Here is a 23,047-nt window from a genome sequence, read left to right on the forward strand (position 1 = left end):
CCGGCAGACGTCAGCCATGGCGGCGCCCCTTGAGCTCGACCAGCTGTCCCCCTTCAAGGCGCAGCACCCGATCCGCCAGGTCGCCATAGCCCGGGTTGTGGCTCACCAGCAAGAGACCGGCGCCGGTATCGCGCACCGCGCTCATCATCAGGGCCATCACCTGCTCGGCGTTGTGCTCGTCGAGACTCCCGGTGGGTTCGTCGGCGAGCAGCCAACGAGGCTGATGAATGAGGGCACGGGCCAGCGCCACCCGCTGGCGCTGGCCGCCGGAGAGCTGCTCCGGCCAGGCGTGGCGTTTGTGGCTCATGCCAAGGCGCGTGAGCAGGGCATCGAGGCGCCCATCGTCCTGGGGCAGGTTGTTTATCTGAAGGGGCAGGGCGAGGTTCTCGGCCACGGTCAGGGTCGGCAGCAGGTTGAAATCCTGATAGACGATGCCGAAATGGCGCCCGCGAAGCCGGGCACGCTCGTCTGTCGGCAGGGTGTCGAGGCGGGTCTCTTCCAGCCAGATCTCCCCCTCGTCCGGGGCGATGAGACCGGCGATGAGGTTGAGCAGGGTGGACTTGCCACAGCCGCTTTGCCCCAGCAGCAGGCAGGTTTCCCCCGGGGTGAGGGCGAGATCCAGCCCCTCAAACAGGGGGAGCGTCTCGCCGCCGTTGGCGAAGCGTTTACTGAGGTTGCGCAGGCTAAGCATGGTATAACCGTTTGATGGTCAATGGCTTTCACAATGTCCGTCACTATGCCAGTTAGTGATCGCGCCTGCAAAAGGGATGGGGATCCTCGCTGGATCCCGCTCGCCTGAGGTGGTTAGAATAGGGCCTTCCATGGGTCACAGGATGAGCAAGGATGTTACACAAGCAAGTCAGTTTTATCGTCGACAGCAAGGGCGTCAAGCAGGCTGCCGTGGTCCCCATCGATATCTACAACGAGCTGATGACCCTGCAAAAGGCCCTCTCCGACAACAAGCCGGGGGAGCGCGAGCTCTACCACTTCAACGGCAAGGGGGCAGAGGCCCATGGTTATCCGGTGGGCAAGCGGCAGAACCCCGGTTTCATGGTCCAGGCGGGCTCCACCGCCAACGGCGAGGATGCGGCCTCCCTGCGCGAGGCGGTGATCGAGCTGCGCCAGGAGCTGCTGGGCAAGGGGGTGCTCGTTCCCCACCCCGAAGGGGGCTTCATCTTTACCGCTGATCAGCTGTTCAACAGCCCGAGCCTGGCCGCGAGCCTGGTGGCGGGCAACAACCGAAGCGGGCTGGATGCCTGGCAAAACAGCGCAGGCTACACCCTCAAGCAATCGGGTTTTGGCAAGAAGACCTCCTGATGACGGGGCCTGGCAACGGGCCTCGCTCATGTTTGCCTGAGTGCCCGCGGCGGGCCGCTCATCAGGATGACAAGGAGGGCGGCTTCCCTTTGGGCTGCTAGCCTCAATGCCAGACGCCTGCCAGGAGATGCCGCCATGTCTGGACTCCTTCGCCTCGTGCCCGGGGCGGCCCTGCTCAGTGCCCCCGCCGCTGCGGGCAACGGCCCCCTCGATCTGACCCACAGCGGGGTCGGGCTCTTCGCCCTCGCCATCTTCGCCCTGGCTTATGCCCTGGTGATGGCCGAGGAGTACCTGAAGCTGCGCAAGTCCAAGCCGGTGCTGGTGGCCGCCGGCATCATCTGGATAGCCATCGGCCTGGTCTATACGGGGCAGGGGCACAGCGAGCTGGTTCAGGCTGGTTTTCGCCACAACCTGCTGGAGTATGCCGAGCTGATGCTCTTCTTGCTGGTGGCCATGACCTATGTGAACGCCATGGAGGACAGACTGCTGTTCGCCGTGCTGCGGGTACGCCTGGTGCAAGCGGGCTTCAGCCTGCGTACGCTCTTCTGGCTCACCGGTTTTCTCGCCTTTTTCATCTCCCCCGTGGTGGACAACCTCACCACGGCGCTGCTGATGTGTTCAGTGGTGCTCAACGTGGCCAACGGGGAGCGCCGCTTCATCAACCTGGCCTGCATCAACATCGTCGTGGCGGCCAATGCGGGCGGCGCCTTCAGCCCCTTTGGCGACATCACCACCCTGATGGTGTGGCAGGCGGGCAAGGTGCCGTTCCAGCAGTTCTTGCTGCTCTTCATCCCCGCCCTGCTCAACTTCCTGGTGCCGGCCACCCTGATGAGCCTGATGGTGCCCCGTCTGGTGCCCGCCATGCCGGGCGAGATGGTGGTGCCAAGGCGCGGCGCCGTTGTCATCGTGCTGCTCTTTGTGCTCACCATAGTGACCGCCGTCGCCTGCCATCATTTCCTGGGGCTGCCCCCCGTGCTCGGCATGATGATGGGGCTGGGCTACCTGCAATTTTTCAGTTTCTATCTGCGAAAGACCCAGCCCGTTACCTTGGCCCGGGCACGGGCGCTGTATGAGCGCACCGGGGACGAGGCCAGGCTGCTGCGTCAGGGCTCGGTGGTGCCGTTCGATGTGTTCAACAAGATTGCCAAGGCGGAGTGGGACACCCTGCTCTTCTTCTACGGGGTGGTGATGTGCGTCGGCGGCCTCGGGTTTATGGGGTATCTGGCGCTTGCATCCCATTTCCTCTATGACGGTGGCGATCCGACCCTGGCCAACGTCACCATCGGCCTGCTCTCCGCCCTGATCGACAACATTCCGGTGATGTTCGCCGTGCTCTCCATGGAGCCGCAGATGAGCACGGGGCAGTGGCTGCTGGTGACATTGACCACCGGGGTGGGGGGCAGTCTGCTTTCGGTCGGCTCCGCCGCCGGGGTGGCCCTGATGGGCCAGGCCAGGGGCATGTATACCTTCGTCGGGCACCTCAAGTGGTTGCCTGCCATTTTGCTTGGTTATATGGTCGGCATAGGGGCGCACCTGTGGCTCAACAGCGCCCTGTTTTAGGCAACCCGGTGCCAGGCACCAGGGAGAGGCAGGATGGGACAACTGTTCGAGGCGCTTTTGCCGCGCCATGTCACCTTTATCGAGGGGCAGAAGATCTTCTTCGTCGGTACGGCGGCCGCGAAGGGATCGGTCAATCTCTCCCCCAAGGGCGGGGATTCGCTGCGCGTCCTCGATGCCCACACCCTGGCCTGGCTCAACCTGACCGGCAGCGGCAACGAGTCCGCAGCCCAGGTGCTGCAACAGCCGCGCATGACGGTGATGTTCTGCGCCTTCGAGGGGGCGCCGCTTATTCTGCGGGCCTATGGCCAGGCACGGGTGCTGCACCGCACTGATCCGCAGTGGCCGTCGTTGCTGGCGCTGTTCCCCCCAAGCGTCGCGGCTCGCCAGATCTTCCTGCTGGACATTGAACGGGTCCAGACGTCGTGCGGCATGTCGGTGCCTCTGTATGAGTACCAGGGGGACAGGGAGGATCTTGCCAACTGGTCGGCCCGTCAGGGCCGGGAGGGGATTGAGGCCTACTGGCGCAAGAAGAACCAGCTAAGCCTGGATGGGCTGGAGAGCGAGATCCTGGCGCGCAGCGGGTTGCAGGCCGATGACTGAGGCCTGCGCCCCGATGCAAAAAGCCCTGTCCATGGACAGGGCTTTTTCATTGCAAGGCATCAGGGGACGCGCTTGCCGCTCAGCAGCCAGTAACTGAGGGCCGACCCCAGGCCGCAACCGGCGATGGCGATGGCCATGGGGAGCGGCGATTCAGGGGGATTGAGGTTGACCAGTACCCCCACCAGGGCCCCAAGGCCAAAGCGCAGGGTGCCCGCCAGCGCCGAGGCGGTGCCTGCGGACTGGGGGAAGTGGCCCATCAGGCCGGTCATGGCGTTGGCCCCCACCAGGCTGATGTGGCCGACGAAGAGCACGACGGGGATGACGATGCCCCACAGGCCCCCGGTCTGGCTCCAGGCGTTGTAGATGAGCAGGGCCCCGGCGAGCGGCAGCACGGTCAGGCCGTATCGCAGCATGCGCTCGGCACCCACCCCTTTCACCAGCCGGCTGTTGGCGAAGGTGACCACCATCATCAGCAGGATATTGAGGCCAAAGAGCCAGCCGTAGTGCTCGGTCGGCACCTTGAAATACTCGATGTAGACATAGGGGGAGGCGCTCAGGAAGGCGAACATGCCGGAGCTCGACAGGGCGCCGCACAGCACATAGCCCATGGCACCACGGTGGGAGAGCACCCCCCAGTAGTTGCGAAGCACCTGCCCGAGTCGCAGGGGTTGCTTGTGCTCGGGTTTGAGGGTTTCCTCAATTTTCCACTGCATCACCAGGCAGATGAGCAGGCTGATGGCCACCAGCAGCCAGAAGATGACCCGCCAGTCACTGTGAGCACTGATGTACCCCCCCACCACGGGGGCCACCAGGGGGGCGAGGGTCATCACCAGGATGACGAAGGACATGGCGCGGGAAAACGCATCCTTCTCGAACAGGTCGCGCAGCAGGGCGTTGACCACCACGGAACCCGCGGCGCCCCCTGCGGCCTGCAACATGCGCCAGGCGAGGAGCTCAGGCAGGGAGTCCGCCATGGCGCAGCCCACGGAGGCCACGGCAAACATCGTCAGGCCCGCCAGGATCACCGGCTTTCTGCCGAAGCTGTCGGCGAGCGGCCCGTAAAAGAGCTGGCCGATGGCAAAGCCCCCCAGGAAGGCGCTGATGGTGAGCTGGGCGCCGTCGATGCTGGTAGCCAGATCCCGGGCGATGGCGGGAATGGCGGGCAGATACATGTCCACCGCGAGGGGAGTCAGGCCCGCCAGGGCACCGAGCAGGATGAAGAGGAAACGGGGGGAGAGGGAGCTGGCTTGGGGCATAGGGTATCCGAGTCGTGGGCTGGGCCGGGTTAAGAGGCAGGTGTTGAGTCTATCAGTTTTGGCGGGCGCGATCAGGTGCATCCTGCCCGATGCCCTTTTGTCTGGTGTGGCGCCAGAGCAGCCAGAGCCAGGCAAGCCATCCGAGCAGGGAGAGGGCATTGCCGGTGCGCTCCGGCCAGCGTGCCGCCAGGGTCAGGGTGAGGCTGTGGTGGCCCGCCGGAACCCAGAGTTGCATCAACCCCTGGCGATTGGCGCTCACCGTCAGCGCCAGGTGTCCGTCGAGGCGGGCCTCCCAGCCGGGGTAATGGTATTGGTGCAGGACCAGCCGAGTCGGCACCCGGGCCTTGATCTCCAGCGCCAGGGCGCGGGGTTGCCAGCGGGTCAGGGTCCAGCTTGCGTCTGGCGGTTCGGCGCTGACAGGCGGCTGGAACTCCTCCTTCCAGGCGAGCAGGGTCGGGGCGAACATGCCCCCCGGCACCTGCCTTGGCCTGTATTCCCGGGCACTGCGCTTGCTGTCGAACTCGAATGCCATGGCCTCCCGTTCGGGGGCCTGGGTGAGGGGGGCGTGACGCACATAGGCCAGGGTGGAGAGGAGGGTCAGCAGAAATACTCCCCACCAGAGCCCCTGCCAGAGACGATGGGGCTGGGTGCCGAGCGCCACCACGGCGACCGTGGCAAGGGCGAGCACCAGGTTGAGCCGCCAGGGAAACTGCACCCGCTGCAAGGGGGGAAGCAGGCTCCAGAGAGGCTGGCTCGGGGGCAGCATCATCAGGAAGGCGACGACGCCGATCGCCCCCCAGCACAGCAGCTCGGGGTGGCGCGGCTCCCGGGCGGCGGCCCAGGCGATGAGCAGCAGGACCAGGGTCAGCATGCTCTGCCACGCCAGGTGACCGCGAAAACGCCAGTCCTCCCAGGCGCTGGGCAGGCGGTCGAGAAAGTTGCGCCTGTAGTCGAACATGCCGCCACGCATCAGCTCCATGGAGATGGCCCCCTGATCCGCCAGGGCGGGCAGCAGCAGGGCGGCTGCCATGCAAAGCCCCACCCCCTGGGCGCCGAGGGCTTGCCAGCAGGGCGTCAGAGTGCGGGTGCGTCTGGCGAACCAGAAGGCGCGCAAGGTGACCAGCCCCATCATGAGCAAGAGGCTGGGGAGGTGGGAGAAGGCCAGCAGCGCCAGCCCTAGGATCAGCAGGGGCAACCCCTGAGGTCGTCCGCGGTGGGCGAGATCCTGCCCCAGCAGGATAAGGGGAGCCCAGGCGAAGGCCCAGAACTCCGCCAGGGCGAAGCGGGCATAGAGATCCATGGCGACATGATAGGGCCGCGCCAGATAGAGCAGGCTGGCGGCCAGGGCCCGGCCAGGGGGCGTGGTGGCACGCAGCCACAGATAGGCAAACACCCCGGAGAGCAGCAGGGCCAGGGTGGCGCTGCCAAGCAAAGGGTAGATGGCCTGCTGGGGGTGGGCACCGGGCCCGGCAAAGAGGGCGCTGACGTAGTAGGGGAGCGGGGGATAGAAGAAGAAGGTGGGGCTGCCGAAGCCGCCGTTCATGGCCATCAGCCAGCGGGGATAGAGTTCCCCCTGCCAGAGCTGACGGGCAAAGTAGTGGCCGGATAGCAGGTGATGAAACAGATCGTGTCCCTGGCTGCCCCCCTGCCACCAGAGCGGCAGCATCAGCAGGGCGCAGGCCAGCAACAGGGCCAGCGCGACCCGGATCCCCTCCCCGGTTCCGCTCGTGTTTCTTTCCATTGCACTGGTTCCTGACAGACCCGGCTGTGAGTGTAGACGAGTCGTGCGATGCCCTCGCAAGTGCCCGGTTTAGCGAGGCAGGGCGAGCCAGAGGCCGGGTTCGGCGTGAAAGCGGGGGGCAAACCAGAGGGTGTCATAAGGGCCTGGTAGCGCCTCTGCCCCCAGGGGGCGGCGGCTGAGGCGGCAGGCCCCCTGGGTGAGCGCAAGGGCGGCATCCCCCCGGTACCAGCCGTCGGTGACGGGCAGGGTTGTGGTTTCCCTAAGCAGCCTCACTCCCCACTGGGTCACCAGCGCCGGGCAGTTTTTTTCGGCGACTCTGGCCGCCTGCACCATGGCGGATGGGCGGGGTGGGGTGAAGGTCACCGCGAGCAGCAGCAATCCGGCCAACGCGACCAGTCCAACTCCTCGGCGTGGCAGCCAGCCTGCCAGCAGCACGAGGCCGAGCAGGGTGATGGGCGCCAGATGACGGGGATTGTCCGGATTCTGGCCAACCAGGGTCCAGAGCAGCAGGGCGAGCCAGTAGAGCGTCCAGAGCACGGAGGGGGTCGCATTGTGATCTTTTGACCGTTGCCAGAGCGGCAGTACCAGCAAGGCTCCCATCAACAGGGGCCAGAGCGGGGTGAGCTGATCGTTGAAGGTATTCGCCCAGCTCAGCAGTCGATCCCCGTGGGCTGCCGCCGTGTTGCCCCACAGGGTAAAGTGGCCGTCGGTAAAGCGCCGCCCCTCGCTGAAATAGGCCCAGCCATCGGCCTGCCAGACAAACAGCAGGCAGGCTAGCCCCACCAGCGCGATGGGGAGCACAAACCTGACGCGCGTGCCCTGCTGCGCCATCCCCAGCCAAAGGGGCAGCAGGGCCAGCACGAAGTAGGAGGGACGCAGGGCCAGCATGAGGCCCAACAGCAGACCCGCCAGCGCTATCTTGCGCTGTTGCAAAGCCAGGAGCGCGCCCAGCCAGGCGGCCAGCGCCGGCCCGTCGGACAGGCCGGAGAGGGCGAGCGTCGGGGTGAGCGGCAGGGCTAGTACCAGCAGCCAGACCGGCGCCAGCAGGCTGGGCCGCTGCCACAATCTGACCGCGAGGGAGGCGGCGAGTGGCGCCAGCAAACTGCTCCCCAAGAGGCTGGCCCACTGCACCGCGCGGGCCGGATCGTCCACCGCCAGATTGATCAGCCGCGCCAGCCAGATAAAGGCGGGGTAGCCCGGAAAGTGGGGGGAGAACTCCAGTACGCTGAAGCGCACCACCCCGTGGGCGATGTTCAGGGCATCGTCGGAATCGAGCGCCACGGGGAAGGTCAGCAGCCAGCCAAGCCAGGCCAGTTGCAGCAGGGCAAGCAAGTAGGGTCGATTAGCGAAGCGTAATCGGCCGTGGCGACGCCCCCCTTCTCCCCTTGCGGGAGAAGGGGTGGGGATGAGGGGGGCCGTCGTCATCGATGAGAGGTCATCAAAGCGGCGCCAGCACGGTCATCAGCGCTTTTTCGGCATCGCCAAAGGCAGCGGCATCGGCAGGTTTGGCACCCACGCCGAACACTCCCGGGTTGCCGATGGCATCGAGCACCTTGGCCAGCGCCTGTTCGGCGGCCTTGCGATCTCCTTCATTGAGGGAGGGGAGGATCAAATCCAAGAAGCGCTTGCTCTTGACCACCAGCACCTTGGCGGTCTGGTAGTCGCCAAGGTTCTGGCTGGCCCCTTCGAGGCGGCGCTCGATCTCCGCCTTGTAGGCCCGGTTGAGCAGGGCCGCGGTAGCCACGGCGTCTTTGGCCTTGATGGCGGCGGCCAGCGGTGCTTGCAGCTCGACCTGGTGGTGCTCTTCCAGATAGGTCAGCTCCTCGGCAATCTCGCTCAAGGTGGCGCTGGCATCCTTGCCGTCAGTGGCGGCGCCCAGCAGTGCCTCGCGGGCATCGATCAGCGGCTCCTTGCCGGCTGCGGCGTAGGAGTAAGCCTGCGCCTGCCCGCTCAGGGTCAGCAGCAGGGTGAGGGCAAGTAAACCCGGGCGGATGGTCATCGTGTTCTCCTTACTTATGCCAAGAGGTTATGCCCATGGCGCGGCACTCAGGCCACGCTCTGGGTTTCAATGACGGTATTTTCGTTGCGATGATTGAAGATGGCGTGACGTCTGTCCACCCCGTCGATCACCATGTCTGCGGCCATCATCCCCATCTCCATGGCGGTGTCGGTGAAGATGTAGCGGAATGTCCCCTGACGGCCGGTCATGATGAGGTTGCCTATCGGCATCAGCGCCTTGATGGCTTCGTTGCGGCGGGCCTGATAACCCAGATCCATCAGCGGATAGGCGTATTCACTGCGCGCTTCGAATGTCTCATCGCCGAGCTTCTGGGTATCGACGCCGAGGCTGTCGAGATCGGCGGTGACCCGGCCGCGCAGATCAGAGAGCGGTGCCTGCCAGGTGGCATCCCCCGGATTGCAGGGGATCTCCAGCATCACCGAGGTCTGGCCTTGGGGCGCCATAAAGGGGCTGCGCCGGCGCGGCTCCTGCAGACGGGTCGCCAGAATATGGGGGTCGGAGAGGTACTGCCAGGTGTTGTCCGACAGGTTCTCCTGTTTGAGGGGCATATTGACGAAGCGAAGCGACCGGTAGTGCAGATCACACGGCAAGCCCAGATGCTGGCAGGTGAGCGGCAGCGGCAGGGTGGAGATCACCTGATCAAAGCGCTCGCTCTGCTCCACGTCATCTTGTTTCCAATAAACCCGTTCGATGCGGCCATCAGCCTGCTCGAGACGGGTGATGGTGGCGCCGGTTTTCAGCTCAACCCCTTCGGCCACCAACCGCTCCCCCAAGGTGGTGAAGATCTGGCCGAAGCCGTACTTGGGATAGCGGTATTTGCGGGCATAGGTGCGCACCGACATGCTGCCGTTGCGCCTTGGCAGCAGGCGGCGTGCCACGTCTTTGAGATCGATCAGGCTGATGCGCTGGCCGGCCCAGTCGGCGGAGAGCTTGTCCGGGTTGATGCCCCACAGCTTGCCGGTGTAGCCCTCGAAGAACTGGCGGTAGAGGGTGCGACCGAAGTGGCTCTGGATCCACTCGGCAAAGCTCGCCTTGGCAAAATCGGTAGGCTTCTTGGCAAAGGGCAACAGCAGCAGATCCTTCACCGCACCGGCCATCAGGGCCAGCGGCGCCGTCTTGAGCAAATTGGGCAGGTTCAAAGGGTAGTCATAGGTGCACCCGCCAAAGCGGATGACGCTCTTTCGCTCGGCGTGGAGCAGGTCGTCCCCCATCAGCTCATCGATAAAGGCGAGCAGCTCGGGGTTCTTGGTGATGAAGCGGTGGCCGCCGTAGTCGAAGCGATACTCCCCGTCGCGCCCCTTGAAGGTCTGGGTGGCGCACATGCCGCCCACCACGCTCTCCTGCTCGAACAGGGTGACCGCAAAACCGGCCTGGCGCAGGCGCCAGGCGGCCATCAAACCGGCAGGGCCGGCACCCAGCACCGCAATATGCTTCTTGTTGTTGTCGTTCATGAGTGTTCCGAAACGGCGTGATAGCTGGGGGAGCCCGCCTGTGCGCGGCTCCCGAACAGAGTGTGATCCCCGGGCTCAGCCCTTGGTCGGGGCAGCGCTCCCCTGGGGGCGATAGCTGCGATGCCAGAGGGTGACAAAGATCATGAGGTAGCTGGCCCAGGTCAGCAACTGCAGGCCGGCCGGTGAGGCGTTGTAGCCAAACAGGGCGCGCAGGAAGGTGCCGAATACCCCCTGATCGTCGAGGATGTGGCTGATGTTGAAGACCGGCGTTGCCCAGAAGGTGATGACGTCCGCTGCCTGCAACATGTTGACGGCGGACGAGAGCAAGCCTGCGGCGATGATGATGATGAGCAGGCCGGTCCAGCGGAAGAAGGGGGCCAGCGCCACCTTGCGGGTGGAGCGCAGCAGCCCCCACACCAGCACCACAGAGACCAGCAGTCCGGCCAGCGCCCCCATCAGCCCCTGGTGCAGATCCACCCCTTGCCCGGAGTAGACCAGGGCCGAGAAGAAGAGCACGGTTTCAAAGCCTTCGCGCATCACAGCCAGGAAGGCGAGCAGCACCAGACCAAACAGGTTGCCACCGTCGATGGCGGCATCGATGCGCGCCGTCATGGCCCCCACCTGGGATTTGGCCTGTTTTTGCATCCAGATAGCCATATAGGTGAGCACCAGGGTGGCGAACATCAGGATCCCCGCCATCAGCAAATGGTTATAGCGCTCGCTCTCGAACTGGCTCACCACCACCTGGAACAGGAAGGCGACGACGAGGGAGGCGATAAGACCCAGCCCCACCCCCAGATAGATGAACTTGTTGTAGCGGCTTGCCCCCAGCTTGGCGAGGTAGGAGAGGCAGATGCCGACCAGCAGGAAGGCTTCCAGCCCCTCGCGCAGGGTAATGAGAAAACTTGCGAACATCAGGATTGAGGCTCCGTATCGGGCGTAACGGGGAGGGGCTGCAGGGTCAGTTGCAGCCGATTGAGTAGCACTATGGGGGGCTCCGGCAAGCTCGGCTCGGCGGCGCGCACCGCATCATTGACCCACTTGGGGTAGGTGCGGAAATTGAGTCTGATATCGGCCTTGAAGGGCCCCTGAGCGTCCGCCGGCAGCGGCCAGGTTTCATCGCGCGAGCCATCGGCCGGGATGCGGGTGTCTTCAAGGAGCTTGGCATAGCGCCAGAACTTGAGCCCCACCGGCTTGCCCTCGGCATCGCCGAACACTTTTCTGAACAGCCGCGCATCCTCAGGGACGGCGCCGTTCACCGGCTGGCCGCTTTCAAGCACCAGCTTGCCGCTGGCGTCGGTAACGGTCAGCTCCAGCCAGAGTTCACGGAAATCGGCGACCCCGGTGGGCAGGGCGTGGCCGGCGCCGGTGTTGGCGACTCTCACCACCAGTGCGGGTTGGCCGCTCTGGTTTTCAATGCGGGCCGAGAGGGTGGCGCTGGAGCGCAAGAGCGCCAGGCTCTCCTGCTCAAGGGTTGCACTCCTCAGCCCCACCAGCTGATGCTGGGCGCCGGTAAAGTTGTGGCGATAGAGCCGCTCTTTCACGGTGCCGTTTTCGGTGGACTGGCCCGCCACCGGCGCGCCGCCGTTGCCAGGTGTAGGGTTCATGTGGCAGTCGATGCAGGTGCGCCGTTTGGCAGGATCTTCGGCTTTGGCGAAGCTGGATTTTTCCCACTCATCCCAGGTGTTGACGATATTGGCGCCGGTGCCGGGGGCGAACTCGTTGTGGCACGACTTGCACAGGGCCGCGTCCCGGTAGAAATCCTTCTGGTAGGAGGCCTTGTGCATGGCGGGGCGGGCGTTGATCTGCCGCTCTGCCAGCCAGTGCTGGAGGCTGCCCCCCGGGGTATCCTCGAACACATAGCTCTCGCGGTCTTTCAAATTGACCGTAAAGGCGCTGTTGCCGCCGGCATCCTCGAGCTTGGTGATGCGATGACAGAGCACACAGCCAGTCCCTTCCTCCACCACGGGCTCGCCTTTCTGGTGGGCCGCAATGAGCGAAGCACCGCCCTGCTCGAACATGTGAGAGCCCTTGGGCAGATCAGTCTGGCCGTTCATCACCTGCTGGGGCATGTGACAGCCCTGGCACCACTGGCCGAAGGCCTCCCCTTCGGTTTCGCGGGCCAGCGCCTGCACCACCTTGTAGTAGGGGTGGGAGTTGCCCATCAGCCGGTGGTTGCTCTCGCTCCAGTCCTTGAACGCCTGTTGGTGGCAGTTCTGGCAGGAGGCGGAGTTGAGCCACTCCTTCGGATGAGTGGTCGGCGCCTTGGCAGGATCCCTGCGCGGGGCATCGAGCCTAAGCCAGTTGGCCAGATAGGGGAGGTTGCCATCACTGGTGACGAAAGCGTGCAGATCCTCCATCATCGCCTGCACCTCGGGCTGGGGCCTCGCGGGGTCGACCGCATCGGCCCCATCGCGGGTGTCATGGCCCATGCCGCCCTGGGTCTGCTGGGTCATGCGCAGGTATTCGCCGATAAAGTCCCCCGCCACCATGTTGGCGAGGTTGGCGTGGCCGTTGATGGCGTTGTCGCCGCTCTTCTGGCGATGGGCCGCCATCAGATAGCGGTTGGTGAAGTTGAACCCGTCCAGATGGCAGGAGTTGCAGCTCATCCAGTTGTCCCCCGCCATGGGGAAGCGGCTGTTGGCGGCAGTGTTGCCCAGGTTGAACAATCGTTCACCGCGCTGAAGCGGCTCGGGGCGGGGATCCGTCTCTACCAGTTTGGCGAAGTGGGGCACATCCACCGTGACCCGGGCAAACGGGCCGCTGCCGCCGGTGTTGAGACGGGTGAGATCCTGCCCCATGACGTTGTGCACCAGGATGTGGTCGCCATCGATCAGCAGATCGCGCGGATTCTGGCCCGGCAGGTGACGCAAGAGCTGGGTCGCCTTGGCGCCCCCCTGAAACTTCTTGCGGCGGTGGCGGTTGCTGTTCTGCTTGCCGCTGCGCGACAGGTCGAACACCAGCAAGTCTTCGGAACCCGCCAGGGTCAGGTAGACCCGCTTGCCATCGGCGGCGAAGCGCGCCGCGAACGGGTTGGAGACGATCTGGCTGCGGTTGCCGACGCTGGGCAGGTTGATCTGCAAGAAGAGCTGTTTTCTTTCATCGACCCGCTCCTTCTCTTCATCGAGATCGATGATGGAGACGGCCGGGAAGACGGTGCTCTGAAACTGGAAGGGGTGATCGAAACTCCAGAGCACGTGGGGCAGCCAGGCTTCGCTGCCATCGGGGGAGAGGGCGATGCCGTCCAGCAGGCGCGGCAAGCCCTGGGAGTCGCTCGCTTTTCCAGTAGGGGGCGCGCTGTGGGTTTCCGCCAGGGTGATGAGCTTGGGCTTGGGCAGAGTAGCCCCCTTAGCGTCTTTCTCAAGCTTGGCGAGATCATAGATGGCGAGCTGGCCGGTCATGGCGTGGGTGAGCAGCAGGCGATCATTGTCGGTCAGGGCCAGCCCACGGGGAGTCTCGGCGGTTTTTGCATCCAGTTGGAGGTTGCCCGCCCTGTCATAAGCCTGAAGGCGCCCTCCCTCGAACAGCGTGACCCAGAACCACTGCCGCTTGGGATCGAAGATGACGCCATAGGGCCTATGGCCGGTGGGGATCGCCTTTTCCAGCTCGAATTCATCATCCAAGAGCAGCAGGCGATCGCCGCTGTAATCGGTGACCAGCAGGGTGCCGTCATCGGCGCGGGCCAGCTGGCGCAGATCGCCACCTAGTTGTGCCTCCTTGAGTCGCTTGCCGCTATCGCGCTCAAGCAGGGTGATCGAGCCGGCACTCTGGTTGGCGGTGACGAGGCGCGGGGCGCTCCCCTCGTCATAGGCAATCATGGCGGCGCCCATCTCCCGGGCCGAGGCGGTCCCCAGCAACAGGGTGGCCAACATCAGGGATAACAACAGCTTCAACATAAGATCAGGTGCGCCATTTCAAGATGGTCCAGCGCCAAGCGTGGCGCAGCACCAGGGGCGTCAACGCGAGGGCGCTCAGCCAGTGGGCCCAGCAGGCAAGGTTGCCGAGGCTATCCCCCGGGGTGCCGTGCAGCACCAGCACCAGTCCGCTTGCCAGACAGACCAGCAGCAAGGCTTCGATGATGCGTCCCGTGGTACGCAGAAAAGGCTTGCGGCTCTTGCGCAGCAGGCTGCGATGGGAGAGCCAGAAGGCGCCAAACAGCAAGGGGAACAGGGTGAGCGAGAGGGCGACGTGCAAAAACAGGTTCCAGCGCGCCAGGGACCAGGTCGGCGTCAGGGGTTCCCACAGCAGCAGACCGGAGAAAAACATCAGATAAAGGGCACCCTCGGCCGCCTGATGGTGATAGGCCAGCCACTGCCAGCATTGTCGTGGTGAGAGGGAAAGACTCGTCATGGGTGCTCCAGCTCCCGGGCGGTTCAGCCCGGGGCGAGCAAGTTTACAATGCAGTAAGGGTAATGAAAAGAGTTATCAATTCGGCTCTTGATGAATAGACCCTGAATGGCATCGGGTCCTATTTGTGCTCCGCCAGCCGCTCGGTCACCGCATAGATAAGTGCCGCGGTGGAGAAGGCGAGGAAGACGATGACCGACCACTTCATCTCGATCTCGTTGCCGGTGCCGTCGTCGAGGAAGGCTTTGAGCACCTCGATGCCGGCGATGGTCACCAGGGAGTTGATGACGATGAGTTTGAGGGATGCGAAGTTGATCTTGCTGAGCCAGTTGTCGCCAAGGGCTGCTCGCTGCTCCGGGGTCTTGATGAACTGCACGTAGCCGCAGATGGCCACCAGGATCAGCATCTGGGCCACCAGCACGAAGTCCACCAGGGTGAGTACCCCCGTGATGAGATCCAGATAGTGGATGTCGATGATGTCGCGGCACAGCACATAGAGCTGCATGGCGAACTTCACCATCAGGAGGGCGACACAGATAAGGATGCAGACATAGAAGGGGAACATCATCAACCGGCTGCCGTTGAGCATGACGTTGAAGCGGCGCATGGGAAACTCCATCGAAAAGGAAGGCAGCCAGAATATCCGGAAAGAAAGGAGCGGGAAAGCGCCTTGGCGCCTCCCGCCCGGCCTAGAGGGGGAAGGTGGGAAGGCCCTGGAACAACTGCTGCAACCCCTCGCCCCAGGCCTTTCGCAGCGCCACGAAATGGGGATTCTGTTCGGTGATGCGGTGCTGGTTCGTCGCCGAGAAGCTGCCCTCGTGATAGACCAGGGCATCCAGAGGCAAGCCCACCGACAGATTGCTGCGCAGGGTCGAGTCGATGGAGATGAGGGCGCACTGCAGGGCGGTCTGAAGCGGCGTCTCATGGTGAATGATGCGATCGATGATGGGTTTGCCGTACTTGCTCTCACCAATCTGGAAGTAGGGGGTATCAGCGCTCGCCTCGATGAAGTTGCCCTCCGGATAGATGTGGAACAGGCGGTGGCGCTCCCCCCGGATCTGCCCCCCCAGCAGGATGTTGCAGCCGAAGTTGATATGGCCCTGCTGCTGACCCCCATCCCGGCTGATGACGGTGCGTATGGTCTGGCCGATGAGGGCGGCAGCCTCGTAGAGGCTGGGGAGGGCAAGGAGCTCCTGCCCCTCCGTCAGCAGGCTGATGACGCTCTGGGTGGTGGCCAGATTGCCCGCGCTTTGCAGCACTATCACCCTGTCCTCCCGGGTGAAGAGGTGCAATTTGCGGAAGGTGGCGATGTGATCCACCCCCGCATTGGTGCGCGAATCGGACGCAAACACCATGCCGTCTTGCAGGCACATGGCGACGCAATAGGTCATGACCGCACTCCCGCCAGGACTCTCCCGGTCTTCATTGCTGCTGTCCATCCAGGCGGGTCACCTGCGCCTGGCTCTGCAACTGTTCGCACCCGCCGCCATAGCGCACGCCGCGCACCGGACAGGCATCCAGATAATCCATGCCGACTGCGAGCTTGAGGTGCTCGCTGGTGGAGCTGGTGAGGTTGGTGACGTCGAACGTGTGCCAGCGCTCCTCGATCCACACCTCGGCCCAGGCGTGCATCGCCACGTGGCTGTTGTCCTGGCTGTAGAGGTAACCGCTCACGTACCGGGCCGGCAGGCCGGCGTGGCGGCAGCAGGTCAGGAAGACATGGGTGTGGTCCTGACAGACGCCGCTGCCCGAAGCAAGTGCCTCGTCGGCGCTGAAGGTGGCATCCGTGCTGCCTGGCTGATAGGGCATCAGCACCAGGATGCGTGCCATCAGGCTCTGCAAGTCGGCCAGGGTTGGCTCCTCTGGCAGGCAGGCCTTCGCGAGATCCTGCAGGGCCGGGGTCGGGCGGGTGAGGGGGGTGGGCCTCAGGTAGCTCAGGGGAGAGATGAGGGAGGACTCCTCATCTTCCGGGGCGTCGTCGCAGATCTCCACCTCCCCGTGGGCGCGGATCAGGATCCCCTCGTGGGGGGACTCCAGGCTCAGCACGTGCAGTATGTTGCCGTAACCGTCCGTGGTGCAGGTGGCCTCCCCCGGCAGCTCCAGCTCCCAGGAGAGGATCTGCTGGCGGGCAGTGCTGTGGGGGGTCAGGCGCAGGTACTGGGTACTGCGGCGCACCACGTCGGCATAGTGGTAGCGGGTCTGGTGATCGATGATGAGTCTCATAATACCTCCAGGTAGGCGGCGTGGATGCTCTGGCCGATGGCGCCGATGTCGCTGAGGAAATCACTCAGGTACTCCTGCATGCCGAGGGCAAAGACATCGTCGATGGCGCCATAGGTCAGATGGGCGTTGAGTATGGTGGTCAGGCGCCGGGGCGTCTGACCGGCGTTGCCCTCGATCTGGGCCAGGATCAGCTCCATCTCGTCGAGGCAGGCCCGCAGGGAGCGCGGCACTTCATTGCGCAGGATCAGCAGCTCGGCGATGGAGGCATGGGAGAGCGTCTTGTAAAGGGTCTGGTGGGCCTCGTAAGCGCCCACTGACCGCAACAGGGCGTTCCAGCGGTAGAACTCGCGCACGCTGTCCTCGTCCTCCCGGATCACCTGATACTTCACGGTCAGGATGCGCGCCGTGTTGTCGGCCCGCTCGATGAAGGTGCCAAGGCGCAGGAACCAGAGCACGTCACCGCGCATGATGGTGCCATAGGTGGCGCCGCGAAACTGGTGGGAGCGCTCCTTGATCCAGTCGAAGAACTCCTGGGCCTGGCCGCTGGAGAGGCCCGCCTGGCGGCGCCGGCGGATCTCTATCCAGGCGGCGTTGATGCTCTCCCACACCTCACCGGGGATCTTGCCCCGCACGGCGTGGGCGTTGTCCCTGGCCATGCGCAGACAACTGAAGATGCTGCTCGGGTTCTCCTCGTCGAAGCAGAAAAATTGCAGCAGGTTCTCCATGTTCACCTGGCCGTAGCGGGCCAGGAAGGGCTCGTGAGTGCCGCTGATGGTGAGGGGCGCCACCAGCTCGCTGTGATCGGCGTCGATGGAGGGCATCAGCGACATGGTCTGGGTGACGTCCAGCATGCGCGCCGTGTTCTCCGCCCGCTCCAGGTGGCGGGACATCCAGTAAAGTTCGCTTGCGGTGCGGCTCAGCATGGGCTGCCCTCCATGACCCAGGTGTCCTTGGTGCCACCGCCCTGGGAGGAGTTGACCACCAGGGAGCCTTCGGTGAGGGCGACCCGGGTCAGGCCGCCCGGTACCAGGCGCAGCTCCTGCCCCGTGAGAACGAAGGGGCGCAGATCGATGTGGCGGGGGGCGATGCCGGCGTCGACGAAGGTCGGGCAGGTGGAGAGGGAGAGGGTCGGCTGGGCGATGTAGTTGTCCGGCCGCGCCTTGAGCAGCTCGCGAAAACGGGCCAGCTCCTCGCGACTGGCGCAGGGGCCGATAAGCATGCCGTAGCCGCCGGCGCCATGGACCTCCTTGACCACCAGCTCCTCCAGATTGGCCAGCACGTGGGAGAGGGCAGCCGGCTCGCGGCACTGCCAGGTGGGCACGTTGTTGAGAATGGGATCTTCCCCCAGATAGAAGCGGATCATCTCCGGCACATAGGGGTAGATGGACTTGTCATCCGCCACCCCGGTGCCGATGGCATTGGCCAGCACCACGCCGCCGGCGCGGTAGACCGAGAGCAGCCCGGGCACGCCGATGAGGGAGTCCGGGTTGAAGGCGAGGGGATCGAGGAAGTCGTCGTCGATGCGGCGATAGATGACATCCACCCGTTTCAGCCCCGTGGTGGTGCGCATCAGCACCTGACCATCCTTGACCACCAGATCCGCGCTCTCCACCAGCTCCACCCCCATCTGCTGGGCGAGGAAGCTGTGCTCGAAGTAGGCGCTGTTGAAGCGCCCCGGGGTCATCACCACCACGCAGGGGTTGTCCACCGGGCTGCTCTCGCGCAGGGTCTGCAGCAACAGGGCCGGGTAGCGCTCCACCGGGGCGATGGGCTGGTTGTGAAACAGCTCCGGGAAGAGGCGCATCATCATCTTGCGGTTCTCCAGCATGTAGGAGACCCCGGAGGGGGTGCGCAGGTTGTCCTCCAGCACATAGTACTCACCGTCGTGGTTGCGGATGATGTCGACCCCAGTGATGTGGACATAGGTGTCCCGGTGCAGATCGACCCCCTGCATGCAGGGCTGGTACTGGGCATTGGTGAGGATCTGGGCGGCCGGGATCACCCCCGCCTTCAGGATGCGCTGATCGTGATAGATGTCGTGCAGAAAGGCATTGAGGGCGGTGACGCGCTGGCGGATCCCCTTGTCCAGATGTTGCCACTCCCGGGCGGGAATGATGCGGGGAATGCTGTCGAACGGGATGAGGCGCTCGGCGCCGTCCCCATCCCCGTAGACGTTGAAGGTGATGCCGACCCGGCGAAACAGCAGGTCGGCCTCTTCACGCTTGCGCTCTATGCTCTTCTCGTCGGTCTGGTGCAGCCACGAGAGGTAGGCGTGGTAATGATCGCGAAACTGGTTGTCGGTGAGCAGCATCTCGTCGTAACAACCGGGTCCGGGGGGCTTGATGGGCAGCATAGGCAACTCCTTGTGACGTCCCTGCGTACATCACAAAGTGCAAGGGCTGTGCCAGCCAATTGAGTCGCTATCGAGGCCAGTGTCAGTAATTTTTCATTGAAAAATCATATGGATGACTTTTATGTCATCACGGGGCAAGGCAGGGCGCACCAGAGTGGTACCCCAGAGAGGGTATGGCTGCGCCATCTTGTGGCAACAGGCCATGAGGGCAAGGGACGGGCGCAGCGGGATGCGGGGGCGGGAGGCGCGCCCCCTTGCCCCGAGCTGGGGCAGGGGAAACGAAAAAGCCCAGTCCCGAGACTGTTATATCGATCATGGATTTCAAATAGGCTTCTATGTTTTCATATGACTAAGGCTATATAAACAAAATGTTGTAAGGAGGATGGTTTGGCAAGGCGGGGTAGTCTTTTAGGTTTATCTATCAAAGTTGTTAAAGCTATTGACAGGGCTGGTAAACAGGCTGCTAGGGATTCAGCGCGTAGACAGAAAGCAGCTGAACGCGAAAATGCTAGAGCAGAAAGAGAATATCAAAAATTTTTAAGAGAACAGGAGCGAGATGCAATTCGTGCAGAAAAAGAAAGATCTGCACTGGCAAAACAAGCTGAAAAGCTGAGTATTGTTCAGGCAAAGGAAAGATTAAAAGATGAGCTTGCTGATGCCCAAGAAGAATATGAAGACAGATGTTTGGAGAGAGCGACTCTACGCCAGCAATTTATCAGTTTACAACTAAGGTAGAAAAATGGAATACATGCTTTTAGCCGTCATCATTGGTGCAATTGCAACAATATTGATAGGCTATTTTATTATCAAGGGAAAAAGTAATAAGGAACTGGCTAAGTATAAGGCCAACATTGATGCTAAACTTGGCGAGCATACAAGCCTTGAGCAGGAGTTGTCTCAGTTAAAAGATAGCCTTTCATCGCTTAAAAGTGATTTATATAACGATGCGCAAGAATTAGAGCGGGTCAGAATTGAGACGAAAGATCTACAGGCACTTAAGGCAGATGAAGCTCGGCTTTTAGAACGAATCTGCGAAGCAACTGAAACAAATAACAAGCAAAATGAAGAAAAAGACAGGCTGGCATTAGAAATAACAAAGCTCAATGTTGACGTTAAAAATTTGATGGGAATGCTTGATCTATACTCTCGGTTGGACGAGTTCACATCTGTTGGGCATTTTGAAACTCCAGAGTATCTCTATGAAACATCAGCCAGATTCTCAGAAGAAATAAAATATGTCCGAAGCCAACAAAAAGACTTAATTAGAGATAAAAATGCGATAACGTATCCTATCGCTCTGACTATAGCAAATGACAAGTCATTAAATAAAAAGATTCTTGATGGTCAAGTAAAGTTAATGCTAACAGCATTTAATATTGAATGTGATCTCTTGATCGGTAAAGTGAGCCCTAGTAACTTTGCTCGAACCTTGGAGAGAATAGAGAACCTGGCTAATACACTTGAAAAATCAGCGGCAACATTGAAATGTGGTTTTAATATCAGCTATGTAGAATTGAAGTTCGAAGAGTGCAAACTTCAGTATCAATATGCCTTGAAAAAGCAAGAAGAGGCGGATGAGCAAAGAATCATAAAAGAACAAATCCGCGAAGAACAGCGAGCTATTAAAGAGTATGAGCGGGCTATTGCTGAGGCTGAAAAGGAAGAACGTATATATAGGGAGCTATTGAACAAGGCGCGAGAAGAGTTGTTGAAAGCATCTGAGAGCGAAAGGGCATTTGCAGAGCAGAGAATAGCTGAGCTTGAACAGCAACTACTTGAGGCTGAGATGAAAGAGGCTCGGGCAAAGAGCATGGCTGAACAAACACGCAAAGGCCATGTATACGTTATCAGTAATATTGGTTCATTTGGTGAGGATGTCTATAAAATTGGTTTAACAAGGCGACTAGACCCTATGGATCGAGTTAAAGAGCTCGGTGATGCTAGTGTGCCATTTTCTTTTGATGTTCATGCTATGATTTATTCCGATGATGCTCCGGCGTTGGAGGCTACTTTGCATCGGGAGTTTCGAGAGCATCGGGTCAATGCAGTTAACTTGAGAAAAGAGTTCTTCCAAGTGGACTTGTTATCGATAAAGGATGCAGTGGATACAATTGTTGATATTGACGCTGACTTTAAAATGACTGCGCTGGCAGAGGAATACTATGAGAGTTTGCGTCTTCAAGCTGTTGAACCGGAGTTTGATAAAAGAGCTTTGACTTCCACTGAAGTAGCGTAGATTTTCTCAAAACCCAAGTGATGATGTCACTTGGGTTTTTGAGGTCGGTAGTGAATAACCACTCTACACAGAAACAGAAAAATAGATACCTCGTCAGCATCGACGAAACTTCCCGCTACCTCTGGCAATACTGCCCCAAGCTAAAAAGATCGGATATGCCCTTAGTGGCTCAGGTCTGGACATCTTCATTGTAAGGATGGAGCTATATTTAGTTTTTGAAAATATAACTATTTATATTAAGCGTTATCCTTCTAGACCACCTTAATACTGATGCTTTGTCAAATATGGTCTTTAGCTGCCGTCATCATTAAATGACGAATTCCTGTTACATCAAGTACGCAACCTGGTTTAACAATATCCTTATTTGTATAACTACCCTCATGACCATTAGGCCAAGCATAGGGGGCAATCTCATCACCTTTTTGCATTGCAACAAATGGTGTCGAAGACCAGAAAGCTGCAATGGGTTCGTTTCTGTAAGAGTCGGGGTAAAACTCAAAGTATCGGCTGAGCTTAACTCCAGTGAAGGTTGCCGACGATCGCGTCGGCGTGACGACCCGTCACCGCGTCGGCATCGATGCGGCTTTGCACAACTCTTGGCAAACTCAGCTACATCCACAAAGACCGGATATGCCCCAGAACGACCCCGGTCTGTTTCACTAACCATTCCTTTTCCTTGCTCTTCGTGATCGCCTCCATCTTTCAATCTGCATTATCTCCACGCCAGTGCAACAAGTTCCGGTCTGAACATCCCCATGGTTTCCTAGCAGAAAGACCGGAAGCTGTGACCGGAGAGTTTTTCAGGGGAAATCTACGTCAGGAGAGGTGTACAGATCTAGTTATCACCTGACACCGGCCTCAAACCGGTGTCTTGTTTACGCTACTTTAGTGCGCACTTCCTTCGGTATCAATTTCAGACCCTTCTTGAACATGCTGTAGGGGGTCTGACCCTCCATCATCCTGCCCTGATGTGGCCGCTCGGTGTTGTAGTGTTCCAGGTAGCTATCCAGGTCTGTCTGCATCTGTTCTACCGACTCATACCAGGTCGTCCTCCCCTTGATACGGAAGTGCTCATCCAGCAGTGTGCGGTGCAACCGCTCGATAAAGCCATTGCTCTGCGGCCTGCGTACCTTGGTGGTCCGGTGCTCAATCCCCTCCAGTTGCAGGAACAGCTCGTAGGGATGATGGTCAGGGCGCCCACAGAACTCGCGCCCGTTGTCCGACAAGATGGTATAGACCCGAGCCTCATGGGCTTCGAAGAACGGAGGACCGTTTCGTTGAGCACATGAACCGAGGTCACCGGCAGCTTGCTGGTGTAGAGCCGTCCCCAGGCGTGGCGGCTGTAGCAGTCCAGCACGGTTTGCAGATACACCTTGCCTACCCCCTTGAGTGCGCCGATGAAGAAGGTGTCGACCGCCACCAGTTCCCCGGTGTAGTGAACCTCAATTTGGCGTTCGCGAAACTCGGGGCTGAAGCGCTCGAGCAGGCGGATCTGCTCGTCATTGAGCTCAATCGTCTGTTCCCTATGGGTTTTCTCGAGGCGCAACAAGCGGTCATGCTTGGAGAGCAAGTCGTGACGTTGCCACACGCCACGCACACCGCCCGCACTGACGTTGATGCCTTGCAGAGCCAGTTCTTGCGCGACCCGCAGCGGGCCATGGGTTGGTCTGGTGAGAGAGTAATCGAGGATGGCTTGCTCAATCTCGGGAGCGACCCGGTTGGGATGAGCCCCTTTACAGCCGGGGGAGTTTGTCGAGCAAGCCCTCGGCGCCATAGGTCTGGTAGTTACGGCGAATCTCGTAGAACTGCTGACGGCTGTAGCCGATGAGCTTGCAGGCTTTGCTGACGTTATTGAACTCTTTGGCGAGCTCTAGCAAGCTGAGTTTACGACGTGCTACTTTCTCGTTGGTGGTCATACGATGACTCCAGATAACACGGTAGGG

Annotated in this window: 20 protein-coding genes and 1 pseudogene; 5 read left to right on the forward strand and 16 right to left on the reverse strand. The window is 61.3% G+C overall.

Features of this window, described 5'->3' with window-relative positions; translation table 11 throughout:
- Positions 1-10: 10 nt before the first annotated feature.
- A complete protein-coding gene (locus C2U37_RS17300) occupies positions 11-691 on the reverse strand; it encodes an ABC transporter ATP-binding protein (protein ID WP_043155604.1) in 681 nt (226 codons plus the stop codon).
- A 152-nt stretch (positions 692-843) separates the two neighbouring features.
- On the opposite strand from C2U37_RS17300, the gene C2U37_RS17305 reads away from it, so the two are divergent.
- The 3 genes from C2U37_RS17305 to C2U37_RS17315 all read left to right on the forward strand — a co-directional run bounded on the left by C2U37_RS17305 (position 844) and on the right by C2U37_RS17315 (position 3,477).
- Positions 844-1,317: a DUF4357 domain-containing protein gene (locus C2U37_RS17305; RefSeq protein ID WP_010674381.1), complete on the forward strand. Its 474-nt coding sequence runs from the start codon at positions 844-846 to the stop codon at positions 1,315-1,317.
- A gap of 135 nt (positions 1,318-1,452) precedes the next feature.
- The gene (gene nhaD / locus C2U37_RS17310) at positions 1,453-2,877 is read left to right on the forward strand and encodes a sodium:proton antiporter NhaD (RefSeq protein ID WP_043155607.1); all 1,425 of its coding nucleotides are present in this window, start codon (positions 1,453-1,455) and stop codon (positions 2,875-2,877) included.
- Between the two features lie 33 nt (positions 2,878-2,910).
- The gene (locus tag C2U37_RS17315; protein WP_043155609.1) at positions 2,911-3,477 is read left to right on the forward strand and encodes a pyridoxamine 5'-phosphate oxidase family protein; all 567 of its coding nucleotides are present in this window, start codon (positions 2,911-2,913) and stop codon (positions 3,475-3,477) included.
- A gap of 59 nt (positions 3,478-3,536) precedes the next feature.
- Here C2U37_RS17315 and C2U37_RS17320 read toward each other — a convergent pair whose 3' ends face one another.
- The 13 genes from C2U37_RS17320 to C2U37_RS17380 all read right to left on the reverse strand — a co-directional run bounded on the left by C2U37_RS17320 (position 3,537) and on the right by C2U37_RS17380 (position 18,868).
- Entirely contained in the window at positions 3,537-4,733 is a 1,197-nt protein-coding gene (locus C2U37_RS17320; RefSeq protein ID WP_010674385.1) for a Bcr/CflA family multidrug efflux MFS transporter, read from the reverse strand.
- Positions 4,734-4,785: 52 nt separating this feature from the next.
- Positions 4,786-6,474, reverse strand: coding sequence for a hypothetical protein (locus C2U37_RS17325; protein WP_043155610.1), 1,689 nt, complete (start codon positions 6,472-6,474; stop codon positions 4,786-4,788).
- Positions 6,475-6,543: 69 nt separating this feature from the next.
- Positions 6,544-7,806, reverse strand: coding sequence for a hypothetical protein (locus C2U37_RS17330; protein ID WP_104452775.1), 1,263 nt, complete (start codon positions 7,804-7,806; stop codon positions 6,544-6,546).
- 106 nt (positions 7,807-7,912) lie between these two features.
- Positions 7,913-8,473 carry a hypothetical protein gene (locus C2U37_RS17335; RefSeq protein ID WP_052814856.1) on the reverse strand — a complete coding sequence of 187 codons (561 nt, stop codon included), beginning with the start codon at positions 8,471-8,473 and terminating at the stop codon, positions 7,913-7,915.
- 47 nt (positions 8,474-8,520) lie between these two features.
- Positions 8,521-9,945, reverse strand: coding sequence for an FAD-dependent oxidoreductase (locus C2U37_RS17340; protein WP_052814857.1), 1,425 nt, complete (start codon positions 9,943-9,945; stop codon positions 8,521-8,523).
- 75 nt (positions 9,946-10,020) lie between these two features.
- Positions 10,021-10,860, reverse strand: coding sequence for an FTR1 family iron permease (locus C2U37_RS17345; protein WP_052814858.1), 840 nt, complete (start codon positions 10,858-10,860; stop codon positions 10,021-10,023).
- Positions 10,860-13,841, reverse strand: a complete 2,982-nt coding sequence (locus C2U37_RS17350) for a YncE family protein (protein WP_174722080.1) — start codon at positions 13,839-13,841, stop codon at positions 10,860-10,862. Before C2U37_RS17350 ends, C2U37_RS17345 begins: the two co-directional genes overlap by 1 nt.
- Before the next feature lie 4 nt (positions 13,842-13,845).
- Positions 13,846-14,295, reverse strand: coding sequence for a hypothetical protein (locus C2U37_RS17355; RefSeq protein ID WP_104452776.1), 450 nt, complete (start codon positions 14,293-14,295; stop codon positions 13,846-13,848).
- A gap of 118 nt (positions 14,296-14,413) precedes the next feature.
- Positions 14,414-14,899 carry a YqhA family protein gene (locus tag C2U37_RS17360; RefSeq protein WP_010674393.1) on the reverse strand — a complete coding sequence of 162 codons (486 nt, stop codon included), beginning with the start codon at positions 14,897-14,899 and terminating at the stop codon, positions 14,414-14,416.
- An 82-nt stretch (positions 14,900-14,981) separates the two neighbouring features.
- The gene (locus C2U37_RS17365) at positions 14,982-15,683 is read right to left on the reverse strand and encodes a peptidase (protein WP_010674394.1); all 702 of its coding nucleotides are present in this window, start codon (positions 15,681-15,683) and stop codon (positions 14,982-14,984) included.
- A gap of 31 nt (positions 15,684-15,714) precedes the next feature.
- Positions 15,715-16,515 (reverse strand): transglutaminase family protein, encoded by an 801-nt coding sequence (locus C2U37_RS17370; protein WP_010674395.1) that lies wholly within the window; start codon positions 16,513-16,515, stop codon positions 15,715-15,717.
- Complete coding sequence (locus C2U37_RS17375; RefSeq protein ID WP_010674396.1) at positions 16,512-17,438, reverse strand: alpha-E domain-containing protein; 927 nt, start codon at positions 17,436-17,438, stop codon at positions 16,512-16,514. Before C2U37_RS17375 ends, C2U37_RS17370 begins: the two co-directional genes overlap by 4 nt.
- The gene (locus C2U37_RS17380) at positions 17,432-18,868 is read right to left on the reverse strand and encodes a circularly permuted type 2 ATP-grasp protein (protein ID WP_010674397.1); all 1,437 of its coding nucleotides are present in this window, start codon (positions 18,866-18,868) and stop codon (positions 17,432-17,434) included. Before C2U37_RS17380 ends, C2U37_RS17375 begins: the two co-directional genes overlap by 7 nt.
- Before the next feature lie 387 nt (positions 18,869-19,255).
- Here C2U37_RS17380 and C2U37_RS17385 point away from each other — a divergent pair, with 387 nt between their 5' ends.
- Together C2U37_RS17385 and C2U37_RS17390 are read left to right on the forward strand one after the other, a co-directional pair.
- The gene (locus tag C2U37_RS17385; RefSeq protein WP_103261863.1) at positions 19,256-19,603 is read left to right on the forward strand and encodes a hypothetical protein; all 348 of its coding nucleotides are present in this window, start codon (positions 19,256-19,258) and stop codon (positions 19,601-19,603) included.
- Positions 19,604-19,607: 4 nt separating this feature from the next.
- The gene (locus C2U37_RS17390) at positions 19,608-21,104 is read left to right on the forward strand and encodes a DUF4041 domain-containing protein (protein WP_103261864.1); all 1,497 of its coding nucleotides are present in this window, start codon (positions 19,608-19,610) and stop codon (positions 21,102-21,104) included.
- Positions 21,105-21,382: 278 nt separating this feature from the next.
- Here C2U37_RS17390 and C2U37_RS24710 read toward each other — a convergent pair whose 3' ends face one another.
- Positions 21,383-21,532 (reverse strand): hypothetical protein, encoded by a 150-nt coding sequence (locus tag C2U37_RS24710; protein WP_154670444.1) that lies wholly within the window; start codon positions 21,530-21,532, stop codon positions 21,383-21,385.
- Positions 21,533-21,979: 447 nt separating this feature from the next.
- Positions 21,980-23,020 (reverse strand): annotated as a pseudogene (locus C2U37_RS17395) (IS481-like element ISAs19 family transposase).
- Positions 23,021-23,047: the final 27 nt, after the last annotated feature.

The sequence above is a fragment of the Aeromonas sp. ASNIH1 genome, assembly GCF_002934285.1.
GTDB classification, from domain to species: Bacteria; Pseudomonadota; Gammaproteobacteria; order Enterobacterales; family Aeromonadaceae; genus Aeromonas; species Aeromonas caviae.

Bases quoted from the DNA above. Each gene is read 5' to 3' on its own strand.
- C2U37_RS17365 (WP_010674394.1), bottom strand. From the start codon at position 15,683: ATGACCTATTGCGTCGCCATGTGCCTGCAAGACGGCATGGTGTTTGCG.
- C2U37_RS17315 (WP_043155609.1), top strand. From the start codon at position 2,911: ATGGGACAACTGTTCGAGGCGCTTTTGCCGCGCCATGTCACCTTTATC.
- C2U37_RS17375 (WP_010674396.1), bottom strand. From the start codon at position 17,438: ATGCTGAGCCGCACCGCAAGCGAACTTTACTGGATGTCCCGCCACCTG.
- C2U37_RS17325 (WP_043155610.1), bottom strand. From the start codon at position 6,474: ATGGAAAGAAACACGAGCGGAACCGGGGAGGGGATCCGGGTCGCGCTG.
- C2U37_RS17300 (WP_043155604.1), bottom strand. From the start codon at position 691: ATGCTTAGCCTGCGCAACCTCAGTAAACGCTTCGCCAACGGCGGCGAG.
- C2U37_RS17360 (WP_010674393.1), bottom strand. From the start codon at position 14,899: ATGCGCCGCTTCAACGTCATGCTCAACGGCAGCCGGTTGATGATGTTC.
- nhaD (WP_043155607.1), top strand. From the start codon at position 1,453: ATGTCTGGACTCCTTCGCCTCGTGCCCGGGGCGGCCCTGCTCAGTGCC.
- C2U37_RS17390 (WP_103261864.1), top strand. From the start codon at position 19,608: ATGGAATACATGCTTTTAGCCGTCATCATTGGTGCAATTGCAACAATA.
- C2U37_RS17305 (WP_010674381.1), top strand. From the start codon at position 844: ATGTTACACAAGCAAGTCAGTTTTATCGTCGACAGCAAGGGCGTCAAG.
- C2U37_RS24710 (WP_154670444.1), bottom strand. From the start codon at position 21,532: ATGCAAAAAGGTGATGAGATTGCCCCCTATGCTTGGCCTAATGGTCAT.
- C2U37_RS17335 (WP_052814856.1), bottom strand. From the start codon at position 8,473: ATGACCATCCGCCCGGGTTTACTTGCCCTCACCCTGCTGCTGACCCTG.
- C2U37_RS17350 (WP_174722080.1), bottom strand. From the start codon at position 13,841: ATGTTGAAGCTGTTGTTATCCCTGATGTTGGCCACCCTGTTGCTGGGG.
- C2U37_RS17355 (WP_104452776.1), bottom strand. From the start codon at position 14,295: ATGACGAGTCTTTCCCTCTCACCACGACAATGCTGGCAGTGGCTGGCC.
- C2U37_RS17380 (WP_010674397.1), bottom strand. From the start codon at position 18,868: ATGCTGCCCATCAAGCCCCCCGGACCCGGTTGTTACGACGAGATGCTG.
- C2U37_RS17370 (WP_010674395.1), bottom strand. From the start codon at position 16,515: ATGAGACTCATCATCGATCACCAGACCCGCTACCACTATGCCGACGTG.
- C2U37_RS17345 (WP_052814858.1), bottom strand. From the start codon at position 10,860: ATGTTCGCAAGTTTTCTCATTACCCTGCGCGAGGGGCTGGAAGCCTTC.
- C2U37_RS17320 (WP_010674385.1), bottom strand. From the start codon at position 4,733: ATGCCCCAAGCCAGCTCCCTCTCCCCCCGTTTCCTCTTCATCCTGCTC.
- C2U37_RS17340 (WP_052814857.1), bottom strand. From the start codon at position 9,945: ATGAACGACAACAACAAGAAGCATATTGCGGTGCTGGGTGCCGGCCCT.